At 68.9% G+C, this 26,353-nt stretch carries 24 protein-coding genes; 9 read left to right on the top strand and 15 right to left on the bottom strand.

The genetic code is table 11. The annotated features are described in order from the left end of the window. The first annotated feature begins 93 nt into the window (after nt 1-93). The 3 genes from KZC57_RS15555 to KZC57_RS15545 are packed head-to-tail and all read left to right on the top strand — an operon-like array spanning nt 94 to nt 3,522. Complete coding sequence (locus KZC57_RS15555) at nt 94-2,004, top strand: glycosyltransferase (protein ID WP_247642147.1); 1,911 nt, start codon at nt 94-96, stop codon at nt 2,002-2,004. Then, nucleotides 2,001-2,963, top strand: coding sequence for a glycosyltransferase (locus tag KZC57_RS15550; RefSeq protein WP_060921735.1), 963 nt, complete (start codon nt 2,001-2,003; stop codon nt 2,961-2,963). Before KZC57_RS15555 ends, KZC57_RS15550 begins: the two co-directional genes overlap by 4 nt. Nucleotide 2,964: 1 nt before the next feature. Then, nucleotides 2,965-3,522: a hypothetical protein gene (locus tag KZC57_RS15545; RefSeq protein ID WP_060921736.1), complete on the top strand. Its 558-nt coding sequence runs from the start codon at nt 2,965-2,967 to the stop codon at nt 3,520-3,522. Nucleotides 3,523-3,547: 25 nt separating this feature from the next. Here KZC57_RS15545 and KZC57_RS15540 read toward each other — a convergent pair whose 3' ends face one another. From KZC57_RS15540 to KZC57_RS15510, 7 genes are all read right to left on the bottom strand, one after another. After that, entirely contained in the window at nt 3,548-4,282 is a 735-nt protein-coding gene (locus tag KZC57_RS15540; RefSeq protein WP_060921737.1) for an ABC transporter ATP-binding protein, read from the bottom strand. Then, on the bottom strand, nt 4,282-5,100 hold the full coding sequence (locus KZC57_RS15535; RefSeq protein WP_060921738.1) for an ABC transporter permease: 819 nt from the start codon (nt 5,098-5,100) through the stop codon (nt 4,282-4,284). The genes KZC57_RS15540 and KZC57_RS15535 overlap by 1 nt, the downstream gene beginning before the upstream one ends. Nucleotides 5,101-5,110: 10 nt before the next feature. Then, nucleotides 5,111-6,247, bottom strand: a complete 1,137-nt coding sequence (glf, locus tag KZC57_RS15530) for a UDP-galactopyranose mutase (protein WP_247642146.1) — start codon at nt 6,245-6,247, stop codon at nt 5,111-5,113. Beyond that, complete coding sequence (locus KZC57_RS15525) at nt 6,247-7,542, bottom strand: nucleotide sugar dehydrogenase (RefSeq protein WP_060921739.1); 1,296 nt, start codon at nt 7,540-7,542, stop codon at nt 6,247-6,249. Before KZC57_RS15525 ends, glf begins: the two co-directional genes overlap by 1 nt. 61 nt (nt 7,543-7,603) lie before the next feature. Further along, the gene (locus KZC57_RS15520; RefSeq protein WP_247642145.1) at nt 7,604-9,652 is read right to left on the bottom strand and encodes an acyltransferase family protein; all 2,049 of its coding nucleotides are present in this window, start codon (nt 9,650-9,652) and stop codon (nt 7,604-7,606) included. Next, nucleotides 9,649-10,731, bottom strand: a complete 1,083-nt coding sequence (wecB, locus tag KZC57_RS15515; protein ID WP_247642144.1) for a non-hydrolyzing UDP-N-acetylglucosamine 2-epimerase — start codon at nt 10,729-10,731, stop codon at nt 9,649-9,651. The genes KZC57_RS15520 and wecB overlap by 4 nt, the downstream gene beginning before the upstream one ends. Nucleotides 10,732-10,788: 57 nt before the next feature. Next, the gene (locus tag KZC57_RS15510) at nt 10,789-11,967 is read right to left on the bottom strand and encodes a hypothetical protein (RefSeq protein WP_247642143.1); all 1,179 of its coding nucleotides are present in this window, start codon (nt 11,965-11,967) and stop codon (nt 10,789-10,791) included. Nucleotides 11,968-12,170: 203 nt separating this feature from the next. Here KZC57_RS15510 and KZC57_RS15505 point away from each other — a divergent pair, with 203 nt between their 5' ends. From KZC57_RS15505 to KZC57_RS15490, 4 genes are read left to right on the top strand one after another with little or no spacing between them, the layout of a single operon-like run. Next, nucleotides 12,171-13,979, top strand: a complete 1,809-nt coding sequence (locus tag KZC57_RS15505; RefSeq protein WP_060921743.1) for an ABC transporter ATP-binding protein — start codon at nt 12,171-12,173, stop codon at nt 13,977-13,979. Next, nucleotides 13,976-15,118, top strand: coding sequence for a glycosyltransferase (locus tag KZC57_RS15500; RefSeq protein ID WP_060921744.1), 1,143 nt, complete (start codon nt 13,976-13,978; stop codon nt 15,116-15,118). Before KZC57_RS15505 ends, KZC57_RS15500 begins: the two co-directional genes overlap by 4 nt. Before the next feature lie 12 nt (nt 15,119-15,130). Continuing rightward, the gene (locus KZC57_RS16550; RefSeq protein ID WP_247642142.1) at nt 15,131-16,240 is read left to right on the top strand and encodes a glycosyltransferase; all 1,110 of its coding nucleotides are present in this window, start codon (nt 15,131-15,133) and stop codon (nt 16,238-16,240) included. Further along, nucleotides 16,237-17,367: a glycosyltransferase family 4 protein gene (locus tag KZC57_RS15490; protein WP_247642141.1), complete on the top strand. Its 1,131-nt coding sequence runs from the start codon at nt 16,237-16,239 to the stop codon at nt 17,365-17,367. The genes KZC57_RS16550 and KZC57_RS15490 overlap by 4 nt, the downstream gene beginning before the upstream one ends. Before the next feature lie 52 nt (nt 17,368-17,419). Here the strand turns inward: KZC57_RS15490 and KZC57_RS15485 are convergent, their stop codons facing one another. Genes KZC57_RS15485 through KZC57_RS15470 form a run of 4 tightly spaced genes read right to left on the bottom strand, consistent with a single transcriptional unit; the run spans nt 17,420 to nt 21,334 of the window. Beyond that, nucleotides 17,420-18,406: a Gfo/Idh/MocA family protein gene (locus tag KZC57_RS15485; protein ID WP_060921747.1), complete on the bottom strand. Its 987-nt coding sequence runs from the start codon at nt 18,404-18,406 to the stop codon at nt 17,420-17,422. Beyond that, complete coding sequence (locus KZC57_RS15480; RefSeq protein ID WP_060921748.1) at nt 18,406-19,503, bottom strand: DegT/DnrJ/EryC1/StrS aminotransferase family protein; 1,098 nt, start codon at nt 19,501-19,503, stop codon at nt 18,406-18,408. Before KZC57_RS15480 ends, KZC57_RS15485 begins: the two co-directional genes overlap by 1 nt. Further along, nucleotides 19,500-20,111, bottom strand: a complete 612-nt coding sequence (locus tag KZC57_RS15475; protein WP_231919598.1) for an acyltransferase — start codon at nt 20,109-20,111, stop codon at nt 19,500-19,502. Before KZC57_RS15475 ends, KZC57_RS15480 begins: the two co-directional genes overlap by 4 nt. A gap of 44 nt (nt 20,112-20,155) precedes the next feature. After that, entirely contained in the window at nt 20,156-21,334 is a 1,179-nt protein-coding gene (locus tag KZC57_RS15470) for a glycosyltransferase family 4 protein (protein WP_060923402.1), read from the bottom strand. A 57-nt stretch (nt 21,335-21,391) separates the two neighbouring features. Here KZC57_RS15470 and KZC57_RS15465 point away from each other — a divergent pair, with 57 nt between their 5' ends. Continuing rightward, the gene (locus KZC57_RS15465) at nt 21,392-22,090 is read left to right on the top strand and encodes a glycosyltransferase family 2 protein (protein WP_060923403.1); all 699 of its coding nucleotides are present in this window, start codon (nt 21,392-21,394) and stop codon (nt 22,088-22,090) included. A gap of 2 nt (nt 22,091-22,092) precedes the next feature. After that, nucleotides 22,093-22,446 (top strand): DUF2304 domain-containing protein, encoded by a 354-nt coding sequence (locus KZC57_RS15460; protein ID WP_060923404.1) that lies wholly within the window; start codon nt 22,093-22,095, stop codon nt 22,444-22,446. On the opposite strand, the gene KZC57_RS15455 is transcribed toward KZC57_RS15460, so the two are convergent. The 4 genes from KZC57_RS15455 to KZC57_RS15440 all read right to left on the bottom strand — a co-directional run. Continuing rightward, entirely contained in the window at nt 22,430-24,319 is a 1,890-nt protein-coding gene (locus tag KZC57_RS15455; RefSeq protein WP_247642140.1) for a DUF6541 family protein, read from the bottom strand. The genes KZC57_RS15460 and KZC57_RS15455 overlap by 17 nt on opposite strands. Then, nucleotides 24,316-25,053 carry an ABC transporter ATP-binding protein gene (locus KZC57_RS15450; protein ID WP_060923406.1) on the bottom strand — a complete coding sequence of 246 codons (738 nt, stop codon included), beginning with the start codon at nt 25,051-25,053 and terminating at the stop codon, nt 24,316-24,318. Before KZC57_RS15450 ends, KZC57_RS15455 begins: the two co-directional genes overlap by 4 nt. Then, the gene (locus KZC57_RS15445; protein ID WP_231919597.1) at nt 25,050-25,955 is read right to left on the bottom strand and encodes an ABC transporter permease; all 906 of its coding nucleotides are present in this window, start codon (nt 25,953-25,955) and stop codon (nt 25,050-25,052) included. Before KZC57_RS15445 ends, KZC57_RS15450 begins: the two co-directional genes overlap by 4 nt. An 85-nt stretch (nt 25,956-26,040) precedes the next feature. After that, nucleotides 26,041-26,353, bottom strand: a 313-nt coding sequence (locus KZC57_RS15440; protein ID WP_374206616.1) for an LGFP repeat-containing protein, incomplete at its 5' end; no start/stop codon positions are given.

Raw genomic sequence — 26,353 nt, 5'->3', positions numbered from 1 at the left:
CCGAAGGCGACCACCGGTAGGCTACTCACTGCTCGTCGAGTCCCGCGCTGCCCTCCGGCAGCGGCCGCGGCATCAACAACGGAGAACCTCCCTGTGGCCCACGTCCTTCAGAACGTCGTCTTCCCGCTCGATCGCGACCCCGATCTGCTCCCGCTGTACGCGGATCCGGAAACGTGGTCGGTGATCGAGGAGGAACCGGTCCGGGTCTCCAGCCGCGCGCATCTCGGCAACATCCTGGGACGGCACCGCGCCCGGATCGTGGCCGGTCGGCGCGTCTCCCTCGGCACCTACTTCAACGCGTTCCCCGCGTCGTACTGGCAGCACTGGACGAGCGTCCGCGAGGTGCAGCTCACCGTACGGACCACGGGGCCGGCGACCATCCTCGTCTACCGCTCCAACGGCGGCGGTGTGCGCCAGCGCGTGGCCACCCGTGAGGTGACCGGCGAGGCCACGACGTCGTTCGACCTCGACCTCACCCAGTACAGCGACGGCGGGTGGATCTGGTTCGACATCGTGGCCGACGAGAAGCCCGCCGTGCTCGAGGGCGCGGAGTGGACCACCGAGCAGGCTCCCACCCGCACCGGGAAGGCCTCTCTCGGCATCACGACATACAACAAGCCCGACTACTGCGTCGAGACCCTGAGGGCACTCGCCTCCTCTCCTGATGCGCTGGAGTTCGTCGACCGCATCTTCCTCGTCGACCAGGGCACGCAGCTCGTCGCTGACCAGGACGGTTACGCCGAGGTCGCCGAGCGTCTGGGCGAGACCCTGCAGGTCATCCGCCAGGGCAACCTCGGCGGATCGGGCGGCTTCGCCCGTGCGATGCACGAGTCCCTGCAGCGCCCCGAGAGCGACTTCGTGCAGCTGCTGGACGACGACGTCCGCATCGAGCCGGAGTCGCTGCGGCGCTCCATCGTCTTCGGTCAGTTCGCCACCACGCCCGTGCTCGTCGGCGGACACATGTTCGACCTCCTCGACCGCCCCAAGCTGCACGGCTGGGCGGAGGTCGTCGACGAGGGCCCCTTCATGTGGCGCAACCTCTACCAGGAGAAGATGCCGCACGACTTCGGTGTCGCCAACCTGCGCCAGTCGCCGCTGCTGCACATGCGGATGGACGCCGACTACAACGGGTGGTGGATGTGCCTCATCCCCCTCGACGCGGTCCGCAAGGTGGGACTCTCCCTCCCTGCGTTCATCAAGTGGGACGACGCGGAGTTCTGCCTCCGCGCCGGCGAGGCGGGCTTCCCGACCGTATCGATGCCCGGTGTGGCGCTCTGGCACGTCTCCTGGGTGAACAAGGACGACTCGATCGACTGGCAGGCCTACTTCCACGCCCGCAACCGGATCGTCGCCGGGCTCCTGCATTCCGGAGCACCGCGAGGCGGCCGCCTCATCGTGCACAGCCGCCGCGTGGACCTGAAGCACCTCATGATGATGCAGTACTACCCGGTGGCGCTGCGCAACCGGGCTCTGCGCGACGTGCTCTCCGGACCCGACCACATGCGCCGCAACCTGGCCACGGCGATGCCGGCCGCGCGCGCCCTTGCCGCCGAGTACCCGGAGACGGTGATCCATCGCGACCCTGCCCGGGTGCTGCATTCCCGCCACGGCCGCCAGGTCTACAAGCGGCTGCCGAAGAACGAGTTCGACAGCCCGACCGGCTTGCGACTGCGGATCTTCACGCTGAAGACACTGCTCTCGCACTGGGTGCACCGGCCCGACCCGGCGAACGTCGCTCAGCCGGAGGTGGAGTTCGGGAAGGGCGACGCGCACTGGTGGCGCCTCCCGCTGTATGACAGCGCTCTCGTGAGCGCCGCCGACGGCTCAGGGAAGAACATCTACACGCGCGACCGCGCCAAGTACCGCCGCATGCTGCGCGAGTCCGTGCGTCTGCACGCCGAGCTGCGACGACGGTGGCCGGAGCTCCAGCGCCAGTACCGCGCCGCTCTGCCGGACCTGGTCTCCGCCGAATCCTGGCAGCAGGTCTTCGAGGAGAAGGCATGACCACCGACGCCCCTGCCTTCGATCCCTCCTCCGCCGCGATCGTCATCGTCACGTACAACCGCTCGCATCTGCTGACCGGCCTGCTCACCAGCATCACCGCGATGGACCCGAAGCCGGGCCACGTGATCGTGATCGACAACGCCTCCTCGGACGATACGACCGACGTCGTCGAGTCCTTCCGCGACGACATCGGCACCGACCTCGTCTATCGCCGTCTCGACGTCAACACCGGCGGTTCCGGCGGTTTCAGCGAGGGCATGCGCACGGCGTACGATCTCGGCGCCCAGTGGATCTGGATGATGGACGACGACGTCGAGGTGCTCCCGGACGGTCTCGCCCGGATGGGCGCCTGGGCGCCGCGATTCAAGAGCATCCAGGGACGGCGCTACGACTACGACGGCAGCGAGTTCTACTGGCAGTACCGCATTGCGGAGCGCATGGGCATCCCGATCCCGTTCGCCCCGGCAGGCTTCGACTCCTCCGGCTACAAGGAGATGAACAGCGGCTGCTTCGAGGGGATGTTCATCCACCGCTCGATCGTGCAGCAGATCGGCCTCCCCGACCCGCGCTTCTTCATCTACTGGGACGACCAGATGTACGGGTGGCTGGCCTCTCGCCTGACCACGGCGGTCATCGTCGATGAGTTCGTGCTCCGCCGCACGCGCGAGATCCGGCAGTGGGACATGGGCATCCGCCACATGAACGCCTCGAGCAATGCCTACCGCTACTACATCATGCGCAACCGTGCCTTCATCAAGCAGTACTACCGCGTGCACGGCGTCTACAACCCCGTGCTGTTCGGCCTCGGGACGACCGCGACCTTCTTCAAGGAGCTGATCCGGCTGGTCTTCGTCGAGCGCACCGTCCGCGGCACGAGCAACCTGTTCCGCGGGCTCAGGGACGGTGGCCGCATCGGTCGCGATCGCACCTGGGAGCCGATGAGCCCTCTGGAGGCCTGACATGGACGAGCCCCAGCCCGAGGTGCGGTGGGCCCCGCTTCCCCCGGCGCCCCAGCGCACCGGTCGGGTGTGGCTGATCGTCGGGCTGAGCGTCGCCGCACTGGCCGTCGTCGCGCTGGTCCTGTTCTTCGCCGTCTTCCGCGGTGGGATGCCGGGCCCAGAGGGGTCCGGGACACCGCCTGTCGGCTCATCGGAGACTCCCCCGGACGGGGCGACGCCGATGACGTCCGCACCGCCGGTCGATGATCCGACGCTCGAGGTCTTCCGGGACAAGGTGTCCGGTTGGTTGAGCGCCGTCGAGCCCGGCCTCGACATCGTCACGGGTGCGAGCACCGAGGACGCCATCCCGGTCGTCGACTCGCTGATCGACGACGCACAGCGCCTGGGCGACGCCCTGCCGCCGTCGTCCATCCAGGACTCCTGGCGCTCCGGCGTGGAGACCTACGCGCAGCAGCTCACGGCGCTGCGCTCGGCGGTCGAGGACGGCTCCGGTGTGTCAGCGGCCATCGACAGCGCGCGCGCTGCCGCGGCAGACCTGCGCGATCTCGTCGGCCTCTGACACCCCGCCGGGTCGGCGCGTCGTCTCAGACGGAGTAGTCCGCGTTGTAGCGGTCCAGGACATCCGTGATCGGGGCGTCCAGAGCGAGCGTGCCCCGGTCCAGATAAAGCCCTCTGGTGCAGAACCGGCGCAGGTCGCGCTCGTTGTGACTGACGAAGAACAGCGTGCGGCCGTCCGAGAGCAGTTCGTCGATGCGCTTGTAGCACTTCTCCCTGAAGGCCTTGTCGCCGACCGCGAGGACCTCGTCGACGAGCAGGATGGGCTCGTCGAGCTGGGAGACGACGGAGAACGCCAGACGCACCTTCATTCCGTTGGAGAGGTGCTTGTACGGCGTCTCCTCGAACCCGGCGAGCTCGGCGAACGCGATGATGTCGTCGTATCGGCGGGCGACCTCGTCCTTCGACATGCCGTGCAGTCCTGCCGTCAGCCGGACGTTCTCCCTGACCGTCAGATCGCCGACGAAACCACCGGTGATCTCGATGAGCGGGGCGACCCCGCCGTTGACGCTGACAGAGCCCTCATCGGGCAGCAGCACGCCAGCCACGAGGCGGAGCAGCGTCGACTTGCCCTGACCGTTCCGCCCGACCACGCCGATCGATTCGCCCGGCTGCACGGTGAACGAGACGTCGCGGAGCGCCCAGAACTCTCCGGGACGCGAGCGCCGGGACGCTCCGGCGAACAGGTCCTTGAAGCTGCGCTGCCCGCGACGGTTGCGGCGGAAGCGCACACCGAGGCCCTGCACGTCGATCGCGGCGTCCATCACAGCTCCTTCAACACGGGGCGCTCGAGACGCCGGAACGCCCAGACGCCGAGCGCGAGGATGAGCAGGCACATCACGGCGCTGACCGTGAGCGTGAACGGGTTCCACTGGTCCGGGAAGAACGGCATGCGATACAGCATGAAGATCCCGGCGAGCGGATTGAAGGCGCCGAGCGTCTGGAAGACACCGGGCAGGTCCGTGACGTTGTAGATGATCGGGGTGGCGTAGAACATCGCCCGGAGGATGAGCGCCGTGGTGCGCTCGAGGTCCGTGTAGAGCACGCACAGCGGCGCGACCAGCAGGCCGAGGCCGACGAGCAGCACCGTCTGCATGAGGATCGCCACCGGCACCCAGAGCACGCCCCAGCCGATCTGCACCACCTGGTCGGGATGGCTCTCGAACAGGAGGTTGACCACGATGAACAGCACCAGCACCGGCAGTGAGAACAGGAACTCCATGCCCTTGCTGAGCACGATTCGGTTCACCCAGATGGAGCGCGGGATGGATGTCGAGCGGACGAGACGGGCGTCCTTCTTGAACGCCCGCGTGAAGTCCGACACGGAGCTGTTGAACCACACCCACGGCAGCAGCGCGCTGATGAGGAAGATGATGTACGGCTGCTCCCCCACGTCGCGACGGAACACCTGGGTGAACACGAACCAGTAGATCGCGCTCATCACCAGCGGGTCGAGAACAGACCACACGTAGCCGAGGAAGCTCGTCGCGTACCGGACCTTGAGGTCACGGGCCGACAGCAGCCACAGCGAATGCAGATAGCGCCGGGGCGTCCCGGGCGCCCCGACAGCAGCGTGACTCACGATTCCGAGTCTAGGAGAGAGTGTTGTTCCAGAGCGACAGCGCCGACCCGATGGCCATGTGCATGTCGAGGTACTGGTACGTGCCCAGGCGTCCGCCGAAGTGGACGTCCTTCTCCCCCTTCGCGAGCTCGCGGTACGCCAGCAGGCCCTCGCGGTCGGTCGGGGTGTTCACCGGGTAGTACGGCTCGTCGGCGCGCTCGGCGAACCGGGAGAACTCCCGCATGATCACCGTCTTCTCGGACTCGTAGATGTCCTTGCGCTCCGGGTGGAAGTGCTTGAACTCGTGGATGCGCGTGTACGGCACGTCCATGTCCGGATAGTTCATGACGCTCGTGCCCTGGAAGTCGCGGACGTCGAGCACCTCCTGCTCGAAGTCGAGCGTACGCCAGCTCAGCGCGCCCTCGGCATAGTCGAAGTAACGGTCGACGGGGCCGGTGTAGACCACCGGGACCTGCCCGACGGTGGCCCTCTTGTTCAGCGCCTGGGACTCGTCGAAGTAGTCGACGTCCAGCTTCACCTCGATGTTGGGGTGGTCGGCCATGCGCTCGAGCCACGCGGTGTAGCCGTCGGTGGGCAGCCCCTCCCACGTGTCATTGAAGTAGCGGTTGTCGTACGTGTAGCGCACCGGGAGCCGGCTGATGATGTCGCCGGAGAGCTTCTGCGGGTCGGTCTGCCACTGCTTCGCGGTGTAGTCGCGGAAGAACGCCTCGAACAGCGGGCGCCCGACGAGCGCGATGCCCTTCTCCTCGAAGTTCGTCGCGGACTTCGCATCGAACTCGCCCGCCTGCTCCTTGACGAGCGCACGGGCCTGATCCGGCGTGTACGCGGCCTGGAAGAACTGGTTGATCGTCCCGAGGTTCACCGGCATCGGGAACACGACGCCCTTGTGGGTCGTGTACACACGGTGCACGTAGTTCGTGAACGAGGTGAAGCGGTTGACGTACTCCCACACCGTCGCGTTCGAGGTGTGGAACAGGTGCGCGCCGTAGCGATGCACCTCGATCCCGGTCTCGGGTTCCGCCTCGCTGTAGGCGTTGCCGCCGATGTGCGAGCGGCGGTCGATGACGGTCACCTTGCGGCCCGCTTCCGCGGCGCGCTCGGCGATGGTGAGGCCGAAGAAACCCGACCCGACGACGAGGAGATCCATCAGGCTGCCGTCCCCACCACGAGGCGCGGCGTCCCGGACCACAGCGCGGCGTCCGTGGCCGCGCGACCGTCCACGAGGAGCTTCACTCCCGGCAGCTGGGCCGGGCTGAGCTCACGATAGTCGGCGTGATCCGTCTGGAGGATGGCGAGATCGACCGGTCCGCCGAGGTCGTACGGCTCGAACCCGAGTCGACGCAGTTCCTCGTCGGTGTACAGCGGGTCGTGCACGACGACCTCGGCTCCGCGGGCGCGCAGCGCCTCGACGGTCGGGAACACACCGGAGAAGGCCGTCTCCTTGACGCCGCCGCGATAGGCGGCCCCGAGCACGACCGCCCGCAGACCGCTCAGGTCGCCGAGGATGCCTTCCGCCTGCGCCACCAGGCGCTCCGGCATGGAGGCGTTGAGCTGGCGCGCCACCCGCACGATGTCGGCGTCGGGGTCGGTGGAGAGATACAGACGGGGGTAGACCGGGATGCAGTGTCCGCCGACGGCGATGCCCGGGCGGTGGATGTGGCTGTACGGCTGCGAGTTGCAGGCATCGATGACCTTGTAGACATCGATCCCGTGTGCAGCGGCGAACAGGCCGAACTGGTTGGCCAGGCCGATGTTCACGTCGCGATACGTGGTCTCGGCGAGCTTCGCCATCTCGGAGGCCTCGGTCGTGCCGAGGTCCCACACACCGTTCGGGCGAGGGAGATCGGGACGCTCGTCGAACTGCAGGACGGACTCATAGAACTCGCGGGCGCGACGGTTCCCCTCGTCGGACAAGGCGCCGATGAGCTTCGGGTACTTGCGCAGGTCGGCGAAGACCCGCCCGGTGAGCACGCGCTCCGGCGAGTACGCGAGGAAGAAGTCCGTGCCCTCCGTCAGCCCGGAGCCCTCCTCGAGCATGGGCTTCCACCGGTTCCGGGTCGTCCCCACGGGCAGCGTCGTCTCGTACGACACCAGGGTGCCGGGCGTGAGGTGCTCGGCGAGCGATCGCGTCGCCGAGTCCATGTACTGGAAGTCCGGCTCCCACGTCTCGTCGTTCACGAACACGGGCGCGACGAGGACGACGGCGTCGGCTCCCGGGATCGCCTCGGCGTAATCGGTCGTGGCGCGCAGACGGCCGGAGGGGACGAGCTCCTGCAGCTTCTCCGCCAGGTGGGCCTCACCGGGGAACGGCTCCTGCCCGGCGTTGATGATGTCGACCGCCTTCTGGTTGACATCGACGCCGATCACATCGTGACCGGAGGAGGCGAACTGGACGGCGAGGGGAAGCCCGATCTTTCCGAGGGCCACGACGGCGATACGCATGACGCCTAGTCTACGGGGGCACCGGCTGGACGGGCGCCAGGAGCGGCGCACCGCCCCGCCTTCAGCCCCGGGCGCCGAGTGCGGCGAGGAACGGCTCCTCGAGGGCAGGGGCGAGGTACGACACGAAGGCCGTGGTCAGATGGTTCACATCGCGGTAGACGAGCAGGTCGTCGATGATCACGGGGCACACGCTGTCATCGCACACATAGTCGGTGAGGTCGACGTACACGCCGCCCGCCGCCGTGACGGAACGCTTCTCCGCGGCGGTGAACGCAGCGTCGAGGACCTCGTCGCGCGCGCCGTCGCACCGGGTGGTGTCCAGGACGTCCGCGGAGATGCACGTGGCGGGCGGCGACTCGAATCGCGGGGTGTCTGCGATGACGAGCACTTCGGAACCGGCGGCGCGGAGGCGTTCGACGGTCGTGCGCATGCCTGCCTCCCACTCCTGCGTGCGTGCCTGGGCGTCGGAGGCGTCGGCGAGATCGTAGTGCGCGTAGCTGGAGATCACGACCAGCGCCGGAGGGGCCTCCTCCAAGTGCTCCAGGACTGCCTCACGCCAGCGGTCGCAGGAGGTGTACGGCACGTCCTTGTCCAGCACCGTGGTGGAGACGGCGGGACACGAGGACTTCGTGTACGACGAGAGCGCGATGCCCCCGTGCTCCTCGGCGATCTCGGAGACCGCGGGGAACCACTGGGCTGCGTGGGAGTCGCCGAAGACCGCGACGGACGTCTCGCCGTCCCCGTAGGTGCAGTCCTGCACCTCCTCCTGGGACACGCTGTGATGGCAACCGTCGGCATAGAGGACGGGCAGATCCGCCGCCACGTCGGCGAGCGACGGCGTCATGTTCCGGGGCACGAAACCGGTGCCCCGGGGCGGATCCGTCGGGAAATCCGGAGCCGCGGCCACGGCCTCACCGGTGCCGACGTCGCGTGCGGCGGCCCAGTGCGCCGCTCCCGTCAGGCCTGCGGCGAGCACGAGGGTGAGGGCGAGCGTACCGAGCAGCGTGAACCGCGGGCGTCGGCGGGTGAGCCAGCCCGGTGCCCGGAGCGGCGTCTCGACGAAGCGGAAGAGCAGCCACGCGAGAGGCACTGCCAGCACGATGCCGAGGCCGATCTTCACCAGCAGGCGCAAGGGGTGTTCCTCCCCCACCGCGGACTGCGTGACGATCAGCAGCGGCCAGTGCACGAGGTACAGCGAGTACGAGATGAGACCGATGAACTGCATCGGCCTCAGAGAGAGCACCCACGTGGGGCCCCACGCCGGAGAACGGGCGCCGAAGAGGATGACGAGGGCCGTGCCGACGGTCGGCACGATCGCCGCCGTGCCGGGAAAGACCGTGGCGTCGTCGTACAGCACGGCGCTGGCCAGGACCAGGGCGATGCCGGCCCATCCGCCGACGGCGCCGAGCCAGGCCGGCACGCGGAACGCGCCGTGCAGGAGGATGGCACCGACCAGTGCGCCGATCAGCAGCTCCCACGCTCGCGTGGGGAGCAGGAAGAAGGCGGCCGGTTGGTTGACGGGGGTGAGCACGATACCGGCGACGAGACTCGCGACGCCGAGCGCGGCGATCGCGGCGACGACCATCCCCGTACGCCGGCGCAACAAGACGAACAGCGCGAGCAGGATCAGCGGCCAGAAGAGGTAGAACTGCTCCTCCACTCCCAGCGACCAGTAGTGCTGATACGGCGAGGGCGAGTGGTCGGCGAGGTAGTCGGTGTTCTGGATCGCGAACCACACGTTCGGCACGTAGAGGATCGTGGCGAGGGCGTCGCGGAGCACGCGCTCCAGTGCGAGCGGCGGCACGAAGGCGATCGCGGCGATCGCGGTCAGCAGCGCCACGGTGAGCGAGGCCGGCAGGATCCGCCGGATACGACGGGCATAGAAGTCCGCGAAGCGGATGCGCCCGTGTCGTTCCAGCGATTCCAGCAGGTGACTGGAGATGAGGAAGCCGGAGATGACGAAGAACACGTCGACGCCGACATACCCCCCGGTGACGACCGGGATGCCCGCATGGTAGACGAGCACCAGCCCGACCGCGATCGCCCGCAGCCCCTGCACATCGGTGCGGAAGCCGCGGCGCTCGCGCAGCACGGGAGCGGGGGCGGTCACGCGCCGTCGGTGGTCCCCGCGGCGCGGAGCAGCTCGGACACCACCCGCTCCGCCGCATGTCCGTCGCCGTACGGGGCCTCGTCGGTGTCGGCGGGACGAGGACGGGTGACCCCGGCGGCGATCTCCTCGGCGGTGTTGGCGAGGACGTTCCAGCCGAGCTGCACCGTCTCCACCCACTCCGTCTCGGTACGCACCGTCGTGCACGGGACGCCCAGCAGGAACGCCTCCTTCTGCAGCCCCCCGGAGTCGGTGACGACGCCCGCGCTGGACAGCGCGGCGGCGATGAGGTCGGGATAGGCGAGCGGCGCGTGCGCGATGAGCGTTCCCTGGGTGAGCTCGATGCCGTGCGCGGCGGCCTTGGCGACCACGCGCGGGTGCGCGAGGAGCACGACCGGCTTGTCGAGGCCCGCCAGGGAGGTGGCGACCTCGGCGAGACGGGACGGGTCGTCGGTGTTCTCGGCACGGTGGATCGTGGCGACGTAGTACCCGCCGGCGGTGAGGCCCAGCTCTTCGAGCAGCACGGACGGGCGCCCGGAGACCTCGTCTCGCACCTCGAAGAGGACATCGGTCATCACGTCACCGACGAGAACGGTGCGCTCGGCCAGCCCCTCGTCGGCGAGGTGGTCGACGGCCACCTGGGTCGGCGCGAGGAGGATGTCGGCGGCGTGGTCGGTCATCACACGGTTGTGCTCTTCAGGCATGCGGCGGTTGAAGCTGCGCAGACCCGCCTCGAGATGCGCGACCGGGATGTGCATCTTCACGGCACTGAGGGCGGCGGCCACGGTGGAGTTGGTGTCGCCGTAGACCAGCACCCAGTCGGGGCGGTGCTCATCGAAGACGGCGTCGAGCGCCGCGAGCATCGCGCCGGTCTGCACGCCATGGGACCCGCTGCCGACGCCCAGGTGGACGTCCGGGGCGCCGATCCCGAGGTCTTCGAAGAACACATCGGACAGCATCGGGTCGTAGTGCTGACCGGTGTGCACGATGACGTGCTCGACACCGGCCGCCTTCGCGGCCTTGTGGATGGGGGCGAGCTTGACGAACTGCGGGCGGGCCCCGACGACGCTGACGATCTTCACGGGACACAAGTCTAAACGCCCCCGCTCCCCCGCCCGCACCGGGGCCCCGGGCATGACCTAGAGTGCGCCGAGGAAGCTGCGTCCTTCGGCCGCGGCGTTCAGCCGCTCTGCGGCGGCATGCGAACCGCGCTTCATCTGCTCGACGTCCGCCGCGGTGAGACCCTGCAGCGCGGAGGCGAGGTCGTCGCCCTCGTACCCGCTGGTCACCACCACCCCGTTCTGCCACTCGCGGACGATGGGCGCCATCGTCCGCCCGTCCGCGACGACGATCGCGAGGCGGCCCTGGATGGACTCGAAGAACTTGTTCGGCAGCGCGAACTCGAGGTTCTTCTCCCGAGGCCGATAGAAGATGATCTCCATATCGTATTCGTTGACTCGCTCGGCGATCTCCCGCATCGGGGCCGGCGGCACGATGTGGAGGCGGTCCCTGGCCGGGTGCGCGGCGATCTGATCGCGCAACCAGCCGTGCATGAAGGCGTTGGGCATGATCATGAACGTCATCGAGAAGCGTGGCGGGAGCGTGCGCATCGCGTCGAGGATCTCGGTGAACCCTCGGTGCATGCTGGGCATGCCGTGGAAGAGCATGCGGATCTCGCCCTCGTCCACCGGAGACGGCTCCTGCGCGACGAAAGGCGGCGCGTTCTGCACCACCGCCGGTGCGGGGAAGCCGAACTCCTCGGCGTAGAGCTCTCCGATGGGCGCGCACACGACGGTCCGGCTGGTGAACGCCGCATCTCCGATGTGCCGGCGCACCCAGCGGTAGTGCCCGGCCGTGAGCCGCCCGCCGATCGTGTCGCGGCGACGGTCGGTCCGCCGGTACTCGTGCAGATCCAGATGCAGTCTTCCGGCGAGAGCCTCGGGGGTGAAATCGCGGCGGTCGTCAACCCAAGGGGTGAACTCGTACTCGTTGAAGACGATGAGTCCGTAGCGCCCGCTCCGCACACGCGCGCGGAGCTCCTCGGGGATGCGGCTGGTCACCGTCGCACGGAATCGCGCCGGCGCGGTCAACAGGAACTGCGCGACAAGGGTTCCCCATCGCGTGGTGGTCCAGCGCGGAGCGGGTCCGAGCACGTGGTGTTCGACGACCTGGGGCGACGGATGCCCGCCGAGGCCGAGCGTCTCGACCTCCCATCCGTCCGAGATCAGCCAATCGACCTGACGGCGCACTCGCGGATCGGTCTCGATGTCGGAGTAGGACAACAGCAGCGCGCGGCCCTGACGCGGATCGGCCGTCACCGGGTCGCTCCCGCGGCACCTTCGGCGCGCACGCGGCTCACAGTCGAAACGAAAGGCATACGGCTATTCTGACAGAGGCCTGGAAGAGGCCGTGAACCCCGGAGCAGGAGATGCGCCGGGACGGAGGCGCCGCCATTCGGGTGCGGCGCCGTTCGCCGCCGGCCACACGATCACCCGGCGGGATCAGCATTGGAGGACGCCGGGTGAAGAGCCTGTGGCACACACTGGTCGCGCTTTTCGAAGTGCTGCCGCGAGGGGCGAAGCCCTTCTACACCTGGTACTCGATCTTCACCGCGGCATTGGCGATCCTCGACACCCTCGCGCTCGGGCTGATCGTCCTGTCCGTGACGCCGCTGGCCAGCGGCAAACCCATCGTCCTGCCACTGATCGGCGAGATCCCGGAAGCCGCGACCGTGTGGGTGGTCGTCGTCGTCTGCGCCCTCTTCATCCTCAAGGGCGTGCTCGCCGTAATCCTGCACTGGTTCGCCACCCGGCGCTTCGCACGGTACGAACTGGAGGTCGGTAACCGTCTGTTCCGCGCCTTCACGCGGCGCAGCTGGCAGGACCGGTCCTCCCTCAGCACCGCGGAGATCACGCGGATCGTCGACGGCTCGATGGCCAACACCAACCTCGGATTCATCCTCCCCCTCTCCCAGGTCCCCGGCAACGCGCTGACGTTCGTCTCCGTCCTCGGCGTTCTGGTCCTGTCGCAGCCGCTCACCGCGTTGATCGCCGTGGTTTACCTGTCGCTGATCTCCCTGGTGATGCTCAAGGTCGTCACCGCCCGCACCCGCCTCGCCGGCCAGCACAACCGGAAGTACGGCTATCGGGTGGCGACGGTCATGACCGAGATGATGGAGGCGCTCAAGGAGGTCACCCTCCGCGGAAAGCTCGATGAGGTGGGCGCCGAGGTCACTCGCCTCCGTCGCCGCGCGACGACCGCGCGCGCCAACATCTCCTTCCTCGGGATCGTGCCGAAGTACTCGTTCGAGGCGGCGCTGATCGGCGGCTTCCTGCTGATCGGCGGCACCAGCTTCCTGCTCGGAGGCATCGACGCGGCAGTGGTCTCCATCTCCCTCTTCGCTGCGACGGGATTCCGCATGATCCCCGCCATGAACGGCATCCAGACGAGTTTCAACGCGGCATCCGCCAATGAGGTCTACGCCAAGGACGTGATCCGCGAGCTGTCGCGCGTCGCCGACGAAGAGGCGCAGCCCACGCCGGCGGCGCGGTCCGTCGCGCGCGTCGAGGTCCCGCTGCCGGACGACCCGCGCGAGCTCCGGCTGCGCGACGTGACCTTCCGGTACCCCGGCTCCGAGCGCGCCGTCCTGCAGGACGTCTCGCTGACCGTGCCGTTCGGATCCCGCTTCGCGGTCGTCGGGCCGTCCGGAGCCGGGAAGTCGACACTCATCGACATAACGCTCGGATTGAGTCGGCCCACCGGCGGGCTGATCTCGATCGACGACGTGCCGCTCGATGACGTCCTGACGCAGTGGCGCTCTCGCGTCGGCTACGTCCCTCAGAAGGTCGCCCTCTTCGACGCCTCCATCGCCCAGAACGTCGCCCTCACGTGGACGGACGATTTCGACGAGGATCAGGTGCGGAAGGTGCTCGAACAGGCGCAGCTCGACGAGCTGCTCTCCCGCCCAGGCGGCATCCACGCCCGTATCGGCGAGCGTGGGCTCGCGATCTCGGGCGGACAGCAGCAGCGCCTGGGAATCGCACGGGCGCTCTACGCCGATCCGCTCGTCCTGGTTCTGGACGAGGCCACGAGCGCGCTCGACACGGCAACGGAGGGGAGGGTCATGGAAGCCATGCGTGCCCTCCAGGGAGAGGTGACCTTCATGACGATCGCCCACCGCCTGGCCACGATCCGTGATTACGACCAGGTGCTGTACCTCGAGAACGGCGTCGTCGGCGGCGTCGGGACCTTCGACGAGGTGGTCGCGTCGGTGGCCGACTTCGAGGTGCAGGCTCGGCTCGCCGGGCTCGCGGGCGGAGGGAACGCATGACCGCCGGCCGCCCCCGCGTCCTCGTCCTGTCGCTGTCGAAGGTGGCGTCGGATGCACGTGTACTGAAGCAGATCGCGCGTCTGTCCGAGACCGCCGACGTCGTGTCCTGCGGCTACGGCCCCGCCCCCGCCTCCAGCGTCGCCCACGTCGAGCTGGCCGAGGCCGAACCGCGGTGGGCGGTGCTGCTGCGTGCTCTGCTCATCCGTGCCCACCTCTACCGCAGCGCCTACTGGACCACGCCGGCGGTCCACCGCGCGCGACGGCTCCTCCGTCGGCAGTCGTTCGACGCCGTGCTCGCCAACGACCTCGACACCGTCGGCCTCGCACTCGCCCTGACCGCCCCGGAGCGGATCCACCTGGATCTCCACGAGTACTGGCTCGGGCTTCACGACAACAGCGCCGCCTGGCGGAAGCTGCGTCAGCCCTACTACCGGTGGCAGCTGCAGCGGTGGGCGGCTCAAATCCCGTCCGCCACCACCGTGAGCCGCACGATCGCCGATCGCTATCGCGACGAGTTCGGCATCGACGGCGGCGTGGTCCTCAACGCCACCAGGCTGCACGACCTCGCGCCGACGCCGGTGTCCCGTCCGCTGCGCCTCGTCCATTCCGGCGGGAGCCAGCCGAGTCGCCGGATCGAGAACATGATGAGGGCGGTGGCCCAGTCGACCTCCGGTGCGACGCTGGATCTCTACCTGGTCGGGCAGGGTACCGATTATTACCGGAGCCTCACGGCCCTCGCCGACGAGCTGGGCGACAGGATCCGGATCCTCCCTCCCGTGCCGTCCGCGGAGCTCATCGAGACGCTCAACGACTACGACGTCGGCATCCATGTGCTGCCACCGACGAACACCAACAACGAGCTCGCACTGCCGAACAAGTTCTTCGACTACGTGCAGGCACGGCTCGCGCTGGTCATCGGCCCGACGCCGTCGATGGTCGAGATCCTCCGACACCACGACCTGGGGATCGTGACCGCAGACTTCGAACCGGCGTCCTTGACCGCCGCGCTCGATGCACTCACCCCCGAGCAGGTCGAGGGTTTCAAGGCTCGGTCGCACGCGTCCGCAGCCGAGCTCTCCGCCGAGCCGCAGAACGACATCTGGCACCGGGCGATCCAGGCGATCGTCCCGCAGGACTGAAGGATCGAGACAGTGACCGCACGCCCCGCGATGATCTTCCATGTGCCGTTCCGGCTGAACCCGGACGCGGTGAGCGCCAGTGGCATCCGTCCGGTGCGCTTGCGCCGCGCGTTCGAGGAGATCGGGTACGACGTCCATGAGGTCTCGGGCACACACGCCGAGCGCCGCGACCGGATGCGGGAACTGCGCACCGCGATCCGCGACGGCCGACGTTTCGATTTCGTCTACTCCGAGGCCGCGACCACGCCCACCGGCCTCGGCGAACCGGTGACCCCCGCGACCAGCCTGACGCGCGACATCGCCTTCCTCCGTGCGTGCCGCCGCGCGGGCATCCCGGTCGGACTGTTCTACCGGGACATCTACTGGCAGTTCGAGGAGTACGCGAAGCGCGTCGGTCAGCCGTATGCGTCCGTCCTGCGCTGGCGGTACCGGGCTGACCTGCGCGGTTACCGCTCGGCGGTCGATCGCATCTACCTGCCCTCGATGCGCATGGCCGAGTACCTGCCGATCGCCAACCGCCCCCAGGCGGCCTCCCTCCCGCCGGCTTCGGAGGCCATCGACAGCGTCGCCCCCGCCGCCGGGCTCGGACTGTTCTACGTCGGCGGGACGAACGACTATTACCGGATGGAGCAGACCGTCCGCGGCGTCGAGGCGAGCGCAGAGGCCACCTTGACGATCTGCACGCGGGAGACGGAGTGGGGGGCCAACAAGCATCGGTACTCGGACGTCCTGGGACCGCGAACCCGCGTGGTGCACCGCTCGGGCGCCGAGCTGGAGCCGCTGTACGCGGACGCGCACATCGGCTCGCTGCTGATGGAGCCGATCGAGTACCGCGAGTTCGCCGCCCCGCTGAAGCTGTACGAGTACCTCGGACACGGGAAGCCCATCGTCGCGACCGCCGGAACCCTGGCAGGTGACTTCGTCGAGGAGAACGGCATCGGGTGGGCGATCCCGTACACCGCCGACGCGCTCACCGCTCTCCTCGACGAGTTGTCCGCGTCGCCCGACGCACTCCGCGCCGCCACAGCGCGCGCGCAGGAGGTGCGACACCAGCACACCTGGGCGGCGCGTGCACGCACCGTCGCTGCCGACCTCGCCGGCGTCGAGGCCCCCGTCTCGTGAGCGGCACGGACCTCGGTCGCCGCCGGCGCGTCCTCGTCGTCACCCCCTGGTTCCCCACTCCCGGCGCCGAGGGCGTGGGAATCTTCAACCTTCGCGACGTGGAACTGCTGCGCCGGGAGCAGGATGTCACGGTGCTGCACCTGTGCCCGCCGGCCCAGGCCGGATCGCCGGTCGATGAGGCCGAGAGCATGCGCATCGTGCGCGTGCCCTTCTCGTTCGCGCAGCCGGCGACGTTCCCCGGGGCGGTGCGCGCGCTGAAGGCCTTGCTGCACACCCACGACGTGCTGCACACGATGGCGTTGCCCGCCTTGATCCCCGCTCGCTTCGTCCGCGTCAGGCAGCCGTGGGTCCATACCGAGCACTATTCCGCGCTCGTCACACCACCCGCCTCCGTGCGCAGCGCGGTATCTCTCCGCCTGCTGAAGACGCTCTTCGCTCGACCCACCGAGACCGTCGCCGTCAGCGCCGCGCTCGGGCGGGTGATCGACCAGCACCGTCGTCGCCCGTCGACCGTCATCGGGAACGAGGTCATGACCCCGGTCGATGCCGTGACCGACCGGGCGATCCCCGCCCGGATGCGACTGATCGCCGTGGGCGGACTCGTCGCCCGGAAGGGACCGGACATCGCCGTCAGAGCCCTGGCGCTGCTGAGGGCACGCGGGATCGACGCCGACCTGGTGTGGGTGGGAAGCGGCCCTCTCGAGGCAGACGTGCCCGCGATAGCCGCGGAGGAGGGGGTCGGAGGCCATGTTCGCCTCGCGGGTCAGCTTTCGCCCGCCGAGCTGTCCTCGGAACTGCTCGCCGCAGACATCTTCGTCCTGCCGGTCGAGACCGAGACGTTCGGCGTGGCCATCGCGGAGGGCCTGGCCCACGGGTTGCCGGTCGTGGCCACGGGAACCGGCGGGCACGAGGAGTTCCTCCCGCGCGAAGCCTCTCGCCTGGTGCGCCCCCGCACTCCCCAAGCCGTCGCCGACGCGATCCTCGACCTCCGTGATGATCCCGAGCGGTGGAGCCGGACGCGGATCGCTGCGGACGCGGCGCGGCGATTCTCCCCCGAGGCACGGCGGGATGCCTACCGCGAGGTCTACGCGCGCGCGCTCGCCGAGAGGCCGGCAGCGCAGCGGTGAGAGGTCCGTCCGGGGCCGGCCTGCCACCCGCGCTTGCCGACCCCGCCGGACGTCAGAGGGTCCGGGACTCGGCGGTCCGCGATGACTCGAGGGCCGCCTCGACCACGGCCAGCGTCCGTAGTCCCTGCTCCATGGTGACGACGTCGGTCTGCTGCCCGAGCACGGCATCGCGGAAGGCCTCATGCTCGACGCGCAGCGGTTCGCGCTTGGCGAACGCGTAGCGCGTGACGTCTCCTTCGGAGACCCCGCGGAAGGAGGACACGGACTCCCACTCGAGGGGGATCGTGCCGTTGGCGTAGAAGGTGAGGTCGCCGGTGGAGGTGTCGGCGACGAACGCGCCCTTCTCCCCCGTGACGACCGTGACGCGCTCCTTCATCGGGCTCAGCCAGTTGACGATGTTGTTCACGATCACGCCGTTCGCCGTGCGGCCGGTGATGGTGATCATGTCCTCGTGCTCGCGACCGCTCTTGAAGGCGGTCTGGGCGAACACACGCTCGTAGTCGCTCTGCACGACCCAGGCGGTGAGGTCGACGTCGTGGGAGGCGAGGTCCTTCGCCACCCCGACGTCCGCGATCCGGGAGGGGAAGGGGCCCTGTCGGCGCGTGACCACCTGGTACACGGCGCCGAGCTCGCCCGCCTCGATCCGGCGGCGCAGCTCCTGCACCGCCGGGTTGAAGCGCTCGATGTGGCCGACCGCTCCGACCAGGCCGGCGGCGGCGAAGGCATCGACCATGCGCTGGCCGGCGTCCACCGTGTGCGCGATCGGCTTCTCGACGAGCGTGTGCACGCCAGCGGCCGCGAGCTTGAGCGCCGCGTCCTCGTGGAATCGCGTGGGAACGGCGACCACGGCGATGTCGATGCCGGCGTCGATGAGCGCGTCGATGTCCGGCAGGATCTCCAGGTCACCGGCCACACCGTGCGGGTCGCCGCCCGGGTCGGCGATGGCGGCGAGCTCGACACCGTCCAGCTCGCGCAGCACGCGGGCGTGGTGACGGCCCATCATCCCCACGCCGAGGAGACCTGCGCGCAGGTCTGCCATCAGGCACCGGCCTTCGCGACGGCGTTCACGGCGGCGACGATGCGCTCGAGGTCGTCCTGGCTGAGCGACGGGTGCACCGGCAGCGAAGCGACCTCACGCGCGGCGCGCTCCGTCTCGGGCAGGTCGAGGCCGGGCGCGAAGTGCGTCAGGGACGGGAGGCGGTGGTTCGGGATCGGGTAGTAAACGCCGGCGCCGACGTTGTGCTCGTTCTTCAGCGCCGCGACGAAGCCGTCACGATCCTCGGGGACGCGGATCGTGTACTGGTGGTACACGTGCACGGCGCCCTCGGCGACCGGCGGGACGACGACGCCCTGCAGGTTCGCGTCGAGGAAGGCAGCATTCTGCTGCCGGGTCTTCGTCCAGCCGTCCACCTTGGTCAGCTGCACACGACCGATCGCGGCGTGGATGTCGGTCATCCGGGCGTTGAAGCCCACGATCTCGTTCTCGTACTGCCGCTCCATGCCCTGGTTGCGCAGCAGCTTGACCTGACGGGCGATCTCGTCGGTCGCCGTGGTCACCATGCCGCCCTCGCCACTGGTCATGTTCTTCGTCGGGTAGAGGCTGAACATGGCGAACTCGCCGAACGAGCCGACCGGACGACCGTCGAGCGACGCGCCGTGCGCCTGCGCCGCGTCCTCGTACAGGGCGACGCCGCGCTCGGCGGCCAGGGCCTCGAGCTCGCGCATGCGAGCCGGGTGCCCGTAGAGGTGTACGGGGAGGATGCCCTTGGTCTTCGGCGTGATCGCGGCGGCGACCGCCTCGGGGTCAAGGGAGAAGGTGTCCGGCTCGATGTCGACGAAGACCGGGGTCCCCCCGGTGAGTGCGACCGAGTTGCCGGTCGCGGCGAACGTGAAGGACGGCACGATGACCTCGTCGCCCGGGCCGACGCCGGCGGCGAGCAGACCGAGGTGCAGGCCCGCAGTGCCCGAGTTGACCGCCACGGACGGGCGGCCGGGCACGAAGTGCGCCGAGAACTCCTGCTCGAAGGCGGCGACCTCCGGGCCCTGCGCGACCATGCCGCTGCGGAGGACGCGATCGACGGCCTCGCGCTCTTCGTCGCCGATGAGGGGCTTGGCGGGGGGAATGAACTCGCTCACACGGTCTCCTTGGTCAGTGTTCCGTCGGTCTCGATGAAGCGCGCCCCGGTCGCGGGGCACACCCAGGTGTTCTCGTCCTCGCCGCGGGTGAGCGGGACGCCCGCCTCGCCGACCCAGCCGATGCGCCGGGCAGGGACGCCGGCGACGAGGGCGTGCGCCGGGACGTCCTTGACGACCACGGCGCCGGCCGCGACCGTCGCCCAGGCGCCGATCGTCACCGGAGCGACGCAGGTCGCGCGGGCGCCGATCGACGCGCCGCGCTCGATGGTGACCCCGACCGGCTCCCAGTCGTGAGCGCTCTTCAGGCTGCCGTCGGCGTTGATCGCGCGGGGGTAGGTGTCGTTGGTGAGCACGACGGCGGGGCCGATGAAGACACCGTCGCCGAGCTTGGCGGGTTCGTAGACGAGGGCGTAGTTCTGCACCTTGCAGTTGTCCCCCATCTCCACGCCGGTACCGATGTACGCGCCGCGGCCGACGATGCAGTTCTCGCCGAGGCGGGCCTGTTCGCGGACCTGGGCGAGGTGCCAGATGGAGGATCCGTCGCCGATGACGGCGTCGGCGGACACATCGGCGGAATCGACGATCCGCACGCGGGAGGTTTCAGTCACGGGGCTCCTTGCACGCTGCGCGATGAGGCAGCACTGACGAGATTCTACTTGGCGTTGCTCCGCGAACCTCGACGCGCGCCGCGAACGACCTCCGCGGCGCGGGCGCCGACGGTGGCGAGCGAGGCGTTGTCAGCCGCCCATGCGGCCCGATCCGCCCTGGTGCGCTCGGTCCCGCCCGATGCCCACTCGGAGAGCAGCCGCCGCATGGCCGCGGCCACCTCCTCCGGGTCGAAAGCGACGGCTTCGCCGAGACCCCCCGCACGCACGACCTCGCCGCCGGTCTCCGCACCCGTGAAGAGCACGGGGGTCCCGACCGCGGCCGCGGCATACGTCTTGGTCGGTCGGGCGAAGTCATAGCCGATGCCGGGGACGATGCTCACCAGCGCCCCGACGGCTCCGCGGATCCACGAGGCCGAGGTCGCGGGGCCGACGAGTCCCCCGAAGTGCACCCGGCCCGGCGCGAGCCGTGCAGCGAGTTCCTTCAGCTCTGCCTCCACGGCGCCCTGTCCGAAGAACCGGAGCTCGACGTCCTCGTCCGGGAGCAGAGCGAGCGCACGGATGAAGACGTCGGGCTGCTGCCACTCCGACATCGTGCCGGTGTAGACGAAGTAGGGCCGCTCCGCTTCGTGCGGGACGACGTCGGGACGGAAGACCGCGGTGTCGATCCCGTTGCCCACCGTCACGACACGCTCCGGTCGCCCACCGATCGCGGCGAGCCGATCGGCGACCTCCGTGGAGACCGCCAGCGATCGTGCCGCGCGGCGCAGGACGAAGCGCTCGACGAACCGCATGACCGCCACCACCGGGCCGGGGGCGTCCATCGAGGCGACCGCATCGGTCCACACGTCGCCCGGGTAGTAGACCAGCGGGCGTCGGGTGAGGAAGGCGGCGATCGCGGCCGCGAACCCGGTGGTCGGCGGCGCCTCCGCGACGATCACGTCGGTGCGTCGGACCAGCAGCCGGAAGAAGAGGGGGACGTCGAAGGACAGGTACGGGACATACCCGCGGATGGCTCCGCTGCGGTCTCTGAGCACCGGCGCGCGACGCACGACCACGCCAGGGGCATCGGCGATCACCGTGTCCCGCGGCGGCTTCGTGCTCAGCACGGTGACATCCGTGTCGGCGGCCAGTGCATGGGCGAGCGCCTCCATCCGGAAGCTGGCGGCGGTCACCTCCGGCGTGTAGAGCCGTGTCGCGATGACGGCGCGTCGTCTCCTCGACATCCTGCCCCTGCTGTTCGGTGGACCGGCGCCCGAATCGACACCTGACACAATAGAACCATGTCCTCGAGCGTCCCCGCGCCTTCCCCCGCCGATCCTCGCGCCTGGGTCGTGATCCCCCTCTACAACGAAGCCAGCGTCATCGGCGGCGTGATCGAGGGCCTCAAGCCCCACTTCACCCACATCGTCTGCGTCGACGACGGATCCAGCGACGGCTCGGCGGCGGAGGCCGCCGCGGCGGGGGCGCACCTCGTGCAGCATCCGGTCAATCTCGGTCAGGGGGCAGCCCTGCAGACGGGGATCGACTTCGCTCTGGCACACCCCGAGTGCGATTACATCGTGACCTTCGACGCGGACGGCCAGCACCGAGTGGAGGACGCACTCGGCATGCTCCAGCTCGCCAGGGACGAGGATGTCGCCATCGTGTTCGGCTCCCGCTTCCTCGACGACCGGACCAACCCGGGATGGATGAAGAAGGTCATCCTGAAGACCGCCGTGTGGGTCACGAACCTCACCACGAGCCTGAAGCTCACGGACGCCCACAACGGCCTCCGCGTCATCCGCCGTGACGCTGCGGAGCACATCGATCTGCGGCAGGACCGGATGGCCCACGCGACGGAGATCGTCCTCGAACTCGGCCGTACCGATCTGCCGTGGAAGGAATACCCCGTGGAACTGCTCTACACCGACTACTCGAAGGCGAAGGGCCAGAGCGTGCTCAACTCCGTGAACATCCTCGTCGACCTGGTGGTGCGCTGACCATGTGGATCCAGTTCCTGCTCATCGCGGCGATCATCGTCCTCGCCGTCTTCATGATGCGTCGTACCGGCGCCGACAGCCACCTGGCGATCCGGCGGCTTCTCATGGGCCTGTTCGTCGTCGTCGCCGTCCTGTCCGTGCTCTTCCCCCAGTGGCTGAGCTGGCTGGCCGGCCTCGTGGGCGTGGGCCGAGGCACCGACCTCGTCCTCTACGGCTTGATCGTCATGTTCCTCGCGTTCGTGTACTCGCAGTACCGGCGCAACATCGCCCTGCAGCGTCAGCTCACGCTCCTCGCGCGGAAGATCGCACTCCTGGAAGCCGCCGAGATCGAGAAGGACGCTAGTCGCAACCCGTGATCTCGTAGAGGACTGCGTCCCCCACCCGATCCACCTCGGTGAGGATCGGCGAATCGTCGAGGTCGTGGAGACCGTCGTACGTCGTGTAGTGGTTCTGATACAGGACGGTGTCGCCGAAGTCCATCGCGTGGGTGACGCCCAGCCGCTCGGCGGCATCGCACACCTCAGGACCGCCGTCCACGAAGTACCGCGCCAGCACCGAGGCGTCCCGGCCGTACCGGCCCGTCACGTGCGGGAAGACCACGTCGTCACCGGTGTATGCGAACAGCAGTCCGGCTCCCGTCAGCGGGTCGCCGATCACCAGGCTGCCCTCCGGGAGTTCTTCCGCGGCGCGCTCGAACAGCTGCGCCTCGTCGGGTGAGAGCCCCTGCGACTGCGCATCGAAACGGAAGCTCACATCGCGCATGTATCCCAGGTCGTTGCGTATCGCCAGCAGGTGCGTGGCGGCGGCCAGGGCGACGACCGCCAGGATCGCGAGCGCCAGAGCCCGTCGGCGCGCACGCCAGAGGCCGGCGAGCCAGTCCCCCACGACGGTCGCGCCGATCGCCGCGAAAGGGATCCCCCACATCGCGAGCAGCGCGGCCACGCGCGTGGTGTCGTCGTACCAGAGGCCGACGACGGCGCTGCGCAGCCACAGGACGGGGAGCCAGGATGCGACGAGGTACAGTCCGACGCTGACGGCATAGGACCACAGGACCCACCACATCCGCTCTTTCGCGAGCCGCCAGATGCCGAGCGCGGCGAGAGGCCCGAGCAGCAGTCCGGTGCTGCGGTTCACCGGGTTGAGGAAAGCGACCTCGCCGAGCGCCTGCGAGATCGTGAGCCGGGGCAGCCACTCGTGGGTCGTCACGTTCGCCTCGAGCCAGACCACGGTCAATGCGATCAGGCCGATCACCACAGCGACGCCGAGCAGCACGCGCGTCCGCCGCCCACCGGAGACCGCGAGCCGCCATGCTCTCCAGAGCAGGTACGGCACCAGAAGAGCCACGGCCCCCAGCAGAGCGGACGGGTGCGCGAATCCGGTGCTGCCCACGATCGCCAGGACGATGAGGATGCGGAGGGTGCGGCGCGTCCAGCCGGCAGCGGGTGCGAAGGCGAGCAGCACGGCGGCGAGGAGAACCGGGATCAGGGCCGTGCCGAGCAGGTTGGGATACAGCACTCCCCAGTTGAGGAATCCCAGGGGGAAGACGCTGATCCCGAATCCCAGAAGCGGCGCCCACACCGCTGCGCGGGCGTGCTGGGGAAAGGCGACAGCCGTGAGGGTGGCGAGAGCGACCGGCCACACGAGCGCGACGACGGCGAGCGTCGTGACGTTCGTGGCCGCGACCACGCTGCCGGCGGCCGGGAGGACGAGGCTCACCAGCGCATGCCAGAGGGTCGGGTAGAACGAGGTCTCCAGGCTCGGCGTCGCCATCGTCATGTGCAGCGGGGACGCGTCACCCGTGGCTGCGATGAACTCGACGGCGTTCAGATGGAAGAGGCCGTCGTAGAGCTGGGACGGGTGGTCCGGTCGACCGATCCCGGCCAGCAGGATGACCATCCACCCCAGGAACGCGACGCCGATCGCGATCCACGTTCCCCGGCTGCGGGTCCGGACGTCGCCCGGTTCCGCCCGGTCGAAGAACCGCAGAACCGCCGCGACGATCCACACCGGCGCGGTGACGAGACCGACCGGAAGCAGACCCCACGACAACCCCAGCACCGGAGCGACCAGCGAGGCGGCCGCGACGATGCCGAGCGAGACACCGATGGCGAGGCCGAGCCTCACGACGCTGCTCACCCCGCGGACGCAGAGGGCCACCGGAAGGCCAGGGGCGACGAGCAGGGCGAGGGCGACGAGCAGGGCCGGCGCCTGCTCGATCCAGGCGGTCACGCCCCCACCAGCGCGATCGCGCCCTCGATGTCGCCGTCGTACGCGACCTCACCCTTGTTGATGACGATTCCGCGCGTGCACAGTTCGCGCACCATCTCCATGTCATGGCTGACGACGACGAGGGTCTTCCCCGCAGCGATGAGTTCTTCGAACTTCAGCCGGCACTTCTCCCGGAACGGGGCGTCCCCCACCGACAGGATCTCGTCCACCAGCAGGACGTCGAGTTCGACGTGGATGGCGACGGAGAAGGCGAGGCGCATGAACATCCCGGAGGAGTAGTGCTTGACCTCCTGGTCGATGAACTGCTCGATCTCACTGAAGGCGACGATCTCGTCGTAGCGTTCCTCGATCTCCCGCCGGCGCATGCCGAGGATCGCGGCGTTGAGGAAGACGTTCTCCCGACCGGAGAGTTCCGGATGGAATCCGGCCCCGACCTCGATGAGACCGGCGACGCGACCGCGGGTGAGCACCTGACCGGAGTCGGGCTCCATGACGCCGGAGATGAGCTTGAGCAGGGTGGACTTGCCGGACCCGTTGAAGCCGAGGATCGCGACCGATTCCCCTTCGCCGATGACGAGATCAAGGCCCTTGAGCGCCTCGAACTCGCTCGAGAGCTTGCGCCGCTTGATCCAGGACACGACGGTGTCCTTGAGGGAGAACGCGTGGTTGAGCGTGAAGCGCTTGCGCACGCCGTCGATGATGATGCTGGGCTTGGTGACCGTCTGTGCGCTCATAGATCCTGCGCGAACCTTCCCTCGAGACGCCGGAAGACGAGTTGTCCGACGAGCAGTGTGCCGATCGCGATGAGGAACGTCCACAGCGTGTTCCAGGCCAGCCCCGGCGGGAGTTCGAAGGCCGTCGACGTGACCGGACGCCAGAAGGCGTAGTGGAAGAGCTCCACGCCCTGGGTGATGGGATTCAGCATGTAGACCTCGACCAGCCACTGCGGCCATCCCAGCTTGTCGACCACGGCATCCTGCACCTGTGTCCAGGCATACAGCACGGGCGAGGCCCACGTCGCCAGGAGCAGCAGGAGCTCGACGATGTTCTCGGCGTCGCGGAAGCGGACGTTGATCGCGCCGAAGAACAGCCCGAGGCCGAGCGCGAACACCATCACGATGACCATGCCGGCGAAGATCGCGAGGACGGAGAGGAGGGAGATGTGCGTGATCCATCCGAGGAGGAGACACACGATCAGCAGAAGGCCGACCTGCGGGAGGAAGTGCACGAAGGCGACGATGACGGCGGACACCGCGAAGAGCTGCCGCGGGAGGAACACCTTGCGGACCAGCGGTGCGTTGCCCACGATCGACGTGGTGGCGTTCTTGAACGCTTCGGAGAAGAGGTTGATGATGACGATCCCCGAGAAGAGGTAGATCGCGTAGTTCGGGATGCCGCGGTCCAGGTTCATGAACAGCCCCAGGACCACCCAGAACACCAGGAACTGGGCGGCGGGACGCACGTAGGACCACGTCCACCCCAGCACCGAGTTGCGGTAGCGCGTGGTGACGCCGGTGCGCACGAGCAGGTTCAGCAGGTAGCGCCAGCGCACGACGTCGATCAGACCCCGGCTGGTGCCGGGGACGTCGAATTCGGAACGCGGGACGGCGGCGAAAAGATCTCGGGTTTCAGTCACGGGCCCACTCATTCGGTCGCGGTGACGGAGCGCACCGCAGGCTTGAGTATCTTATGACACGGACGCTGAGAGGAACGGCGGCGCGCTACTTCACCGTGACCTTGCCGGTCCGGGTGTCGTAGGAGATCTCGCCCTTCTGGAAGAGCTGCGTGGTGATGGTGCCGGACACCGTCGCCGACGCCTTGGGGTATCCCAGAGCGCTCTCTGCGCCGCCCAGCCGGGTCCATTCGGTCAGGATCGGCCCGACCGGGACGAGCACCGAGCCCGTGGCCGAGGACCACCCCACGACGCCCTTCTGGAACGACATCGCGCACCCGCCACCGGCGAGCGTGCAGTCCACGGTCGACGTCGGCCACCCCCACGCCGCCCCCTGCGGACCGCCGGCAGCCTCGTAGTTG

This window comes from Microbacterium sp. KSW4-4 (genome assembly GCF_023091185.1).
In the GTDB taxonomy this organism is placed as follows: Bacteria; Actinomycetota; Actinomycetes; order Actinomycetales; family Microbacteriaceae; genus Microbacterium; species Microbacterium paraoxydans.
The sequence above is the reverse complement of the archived record's forward strand: the minus strand, read 5'-3'. Positions and strand labels throughout refer to the sequence as shown.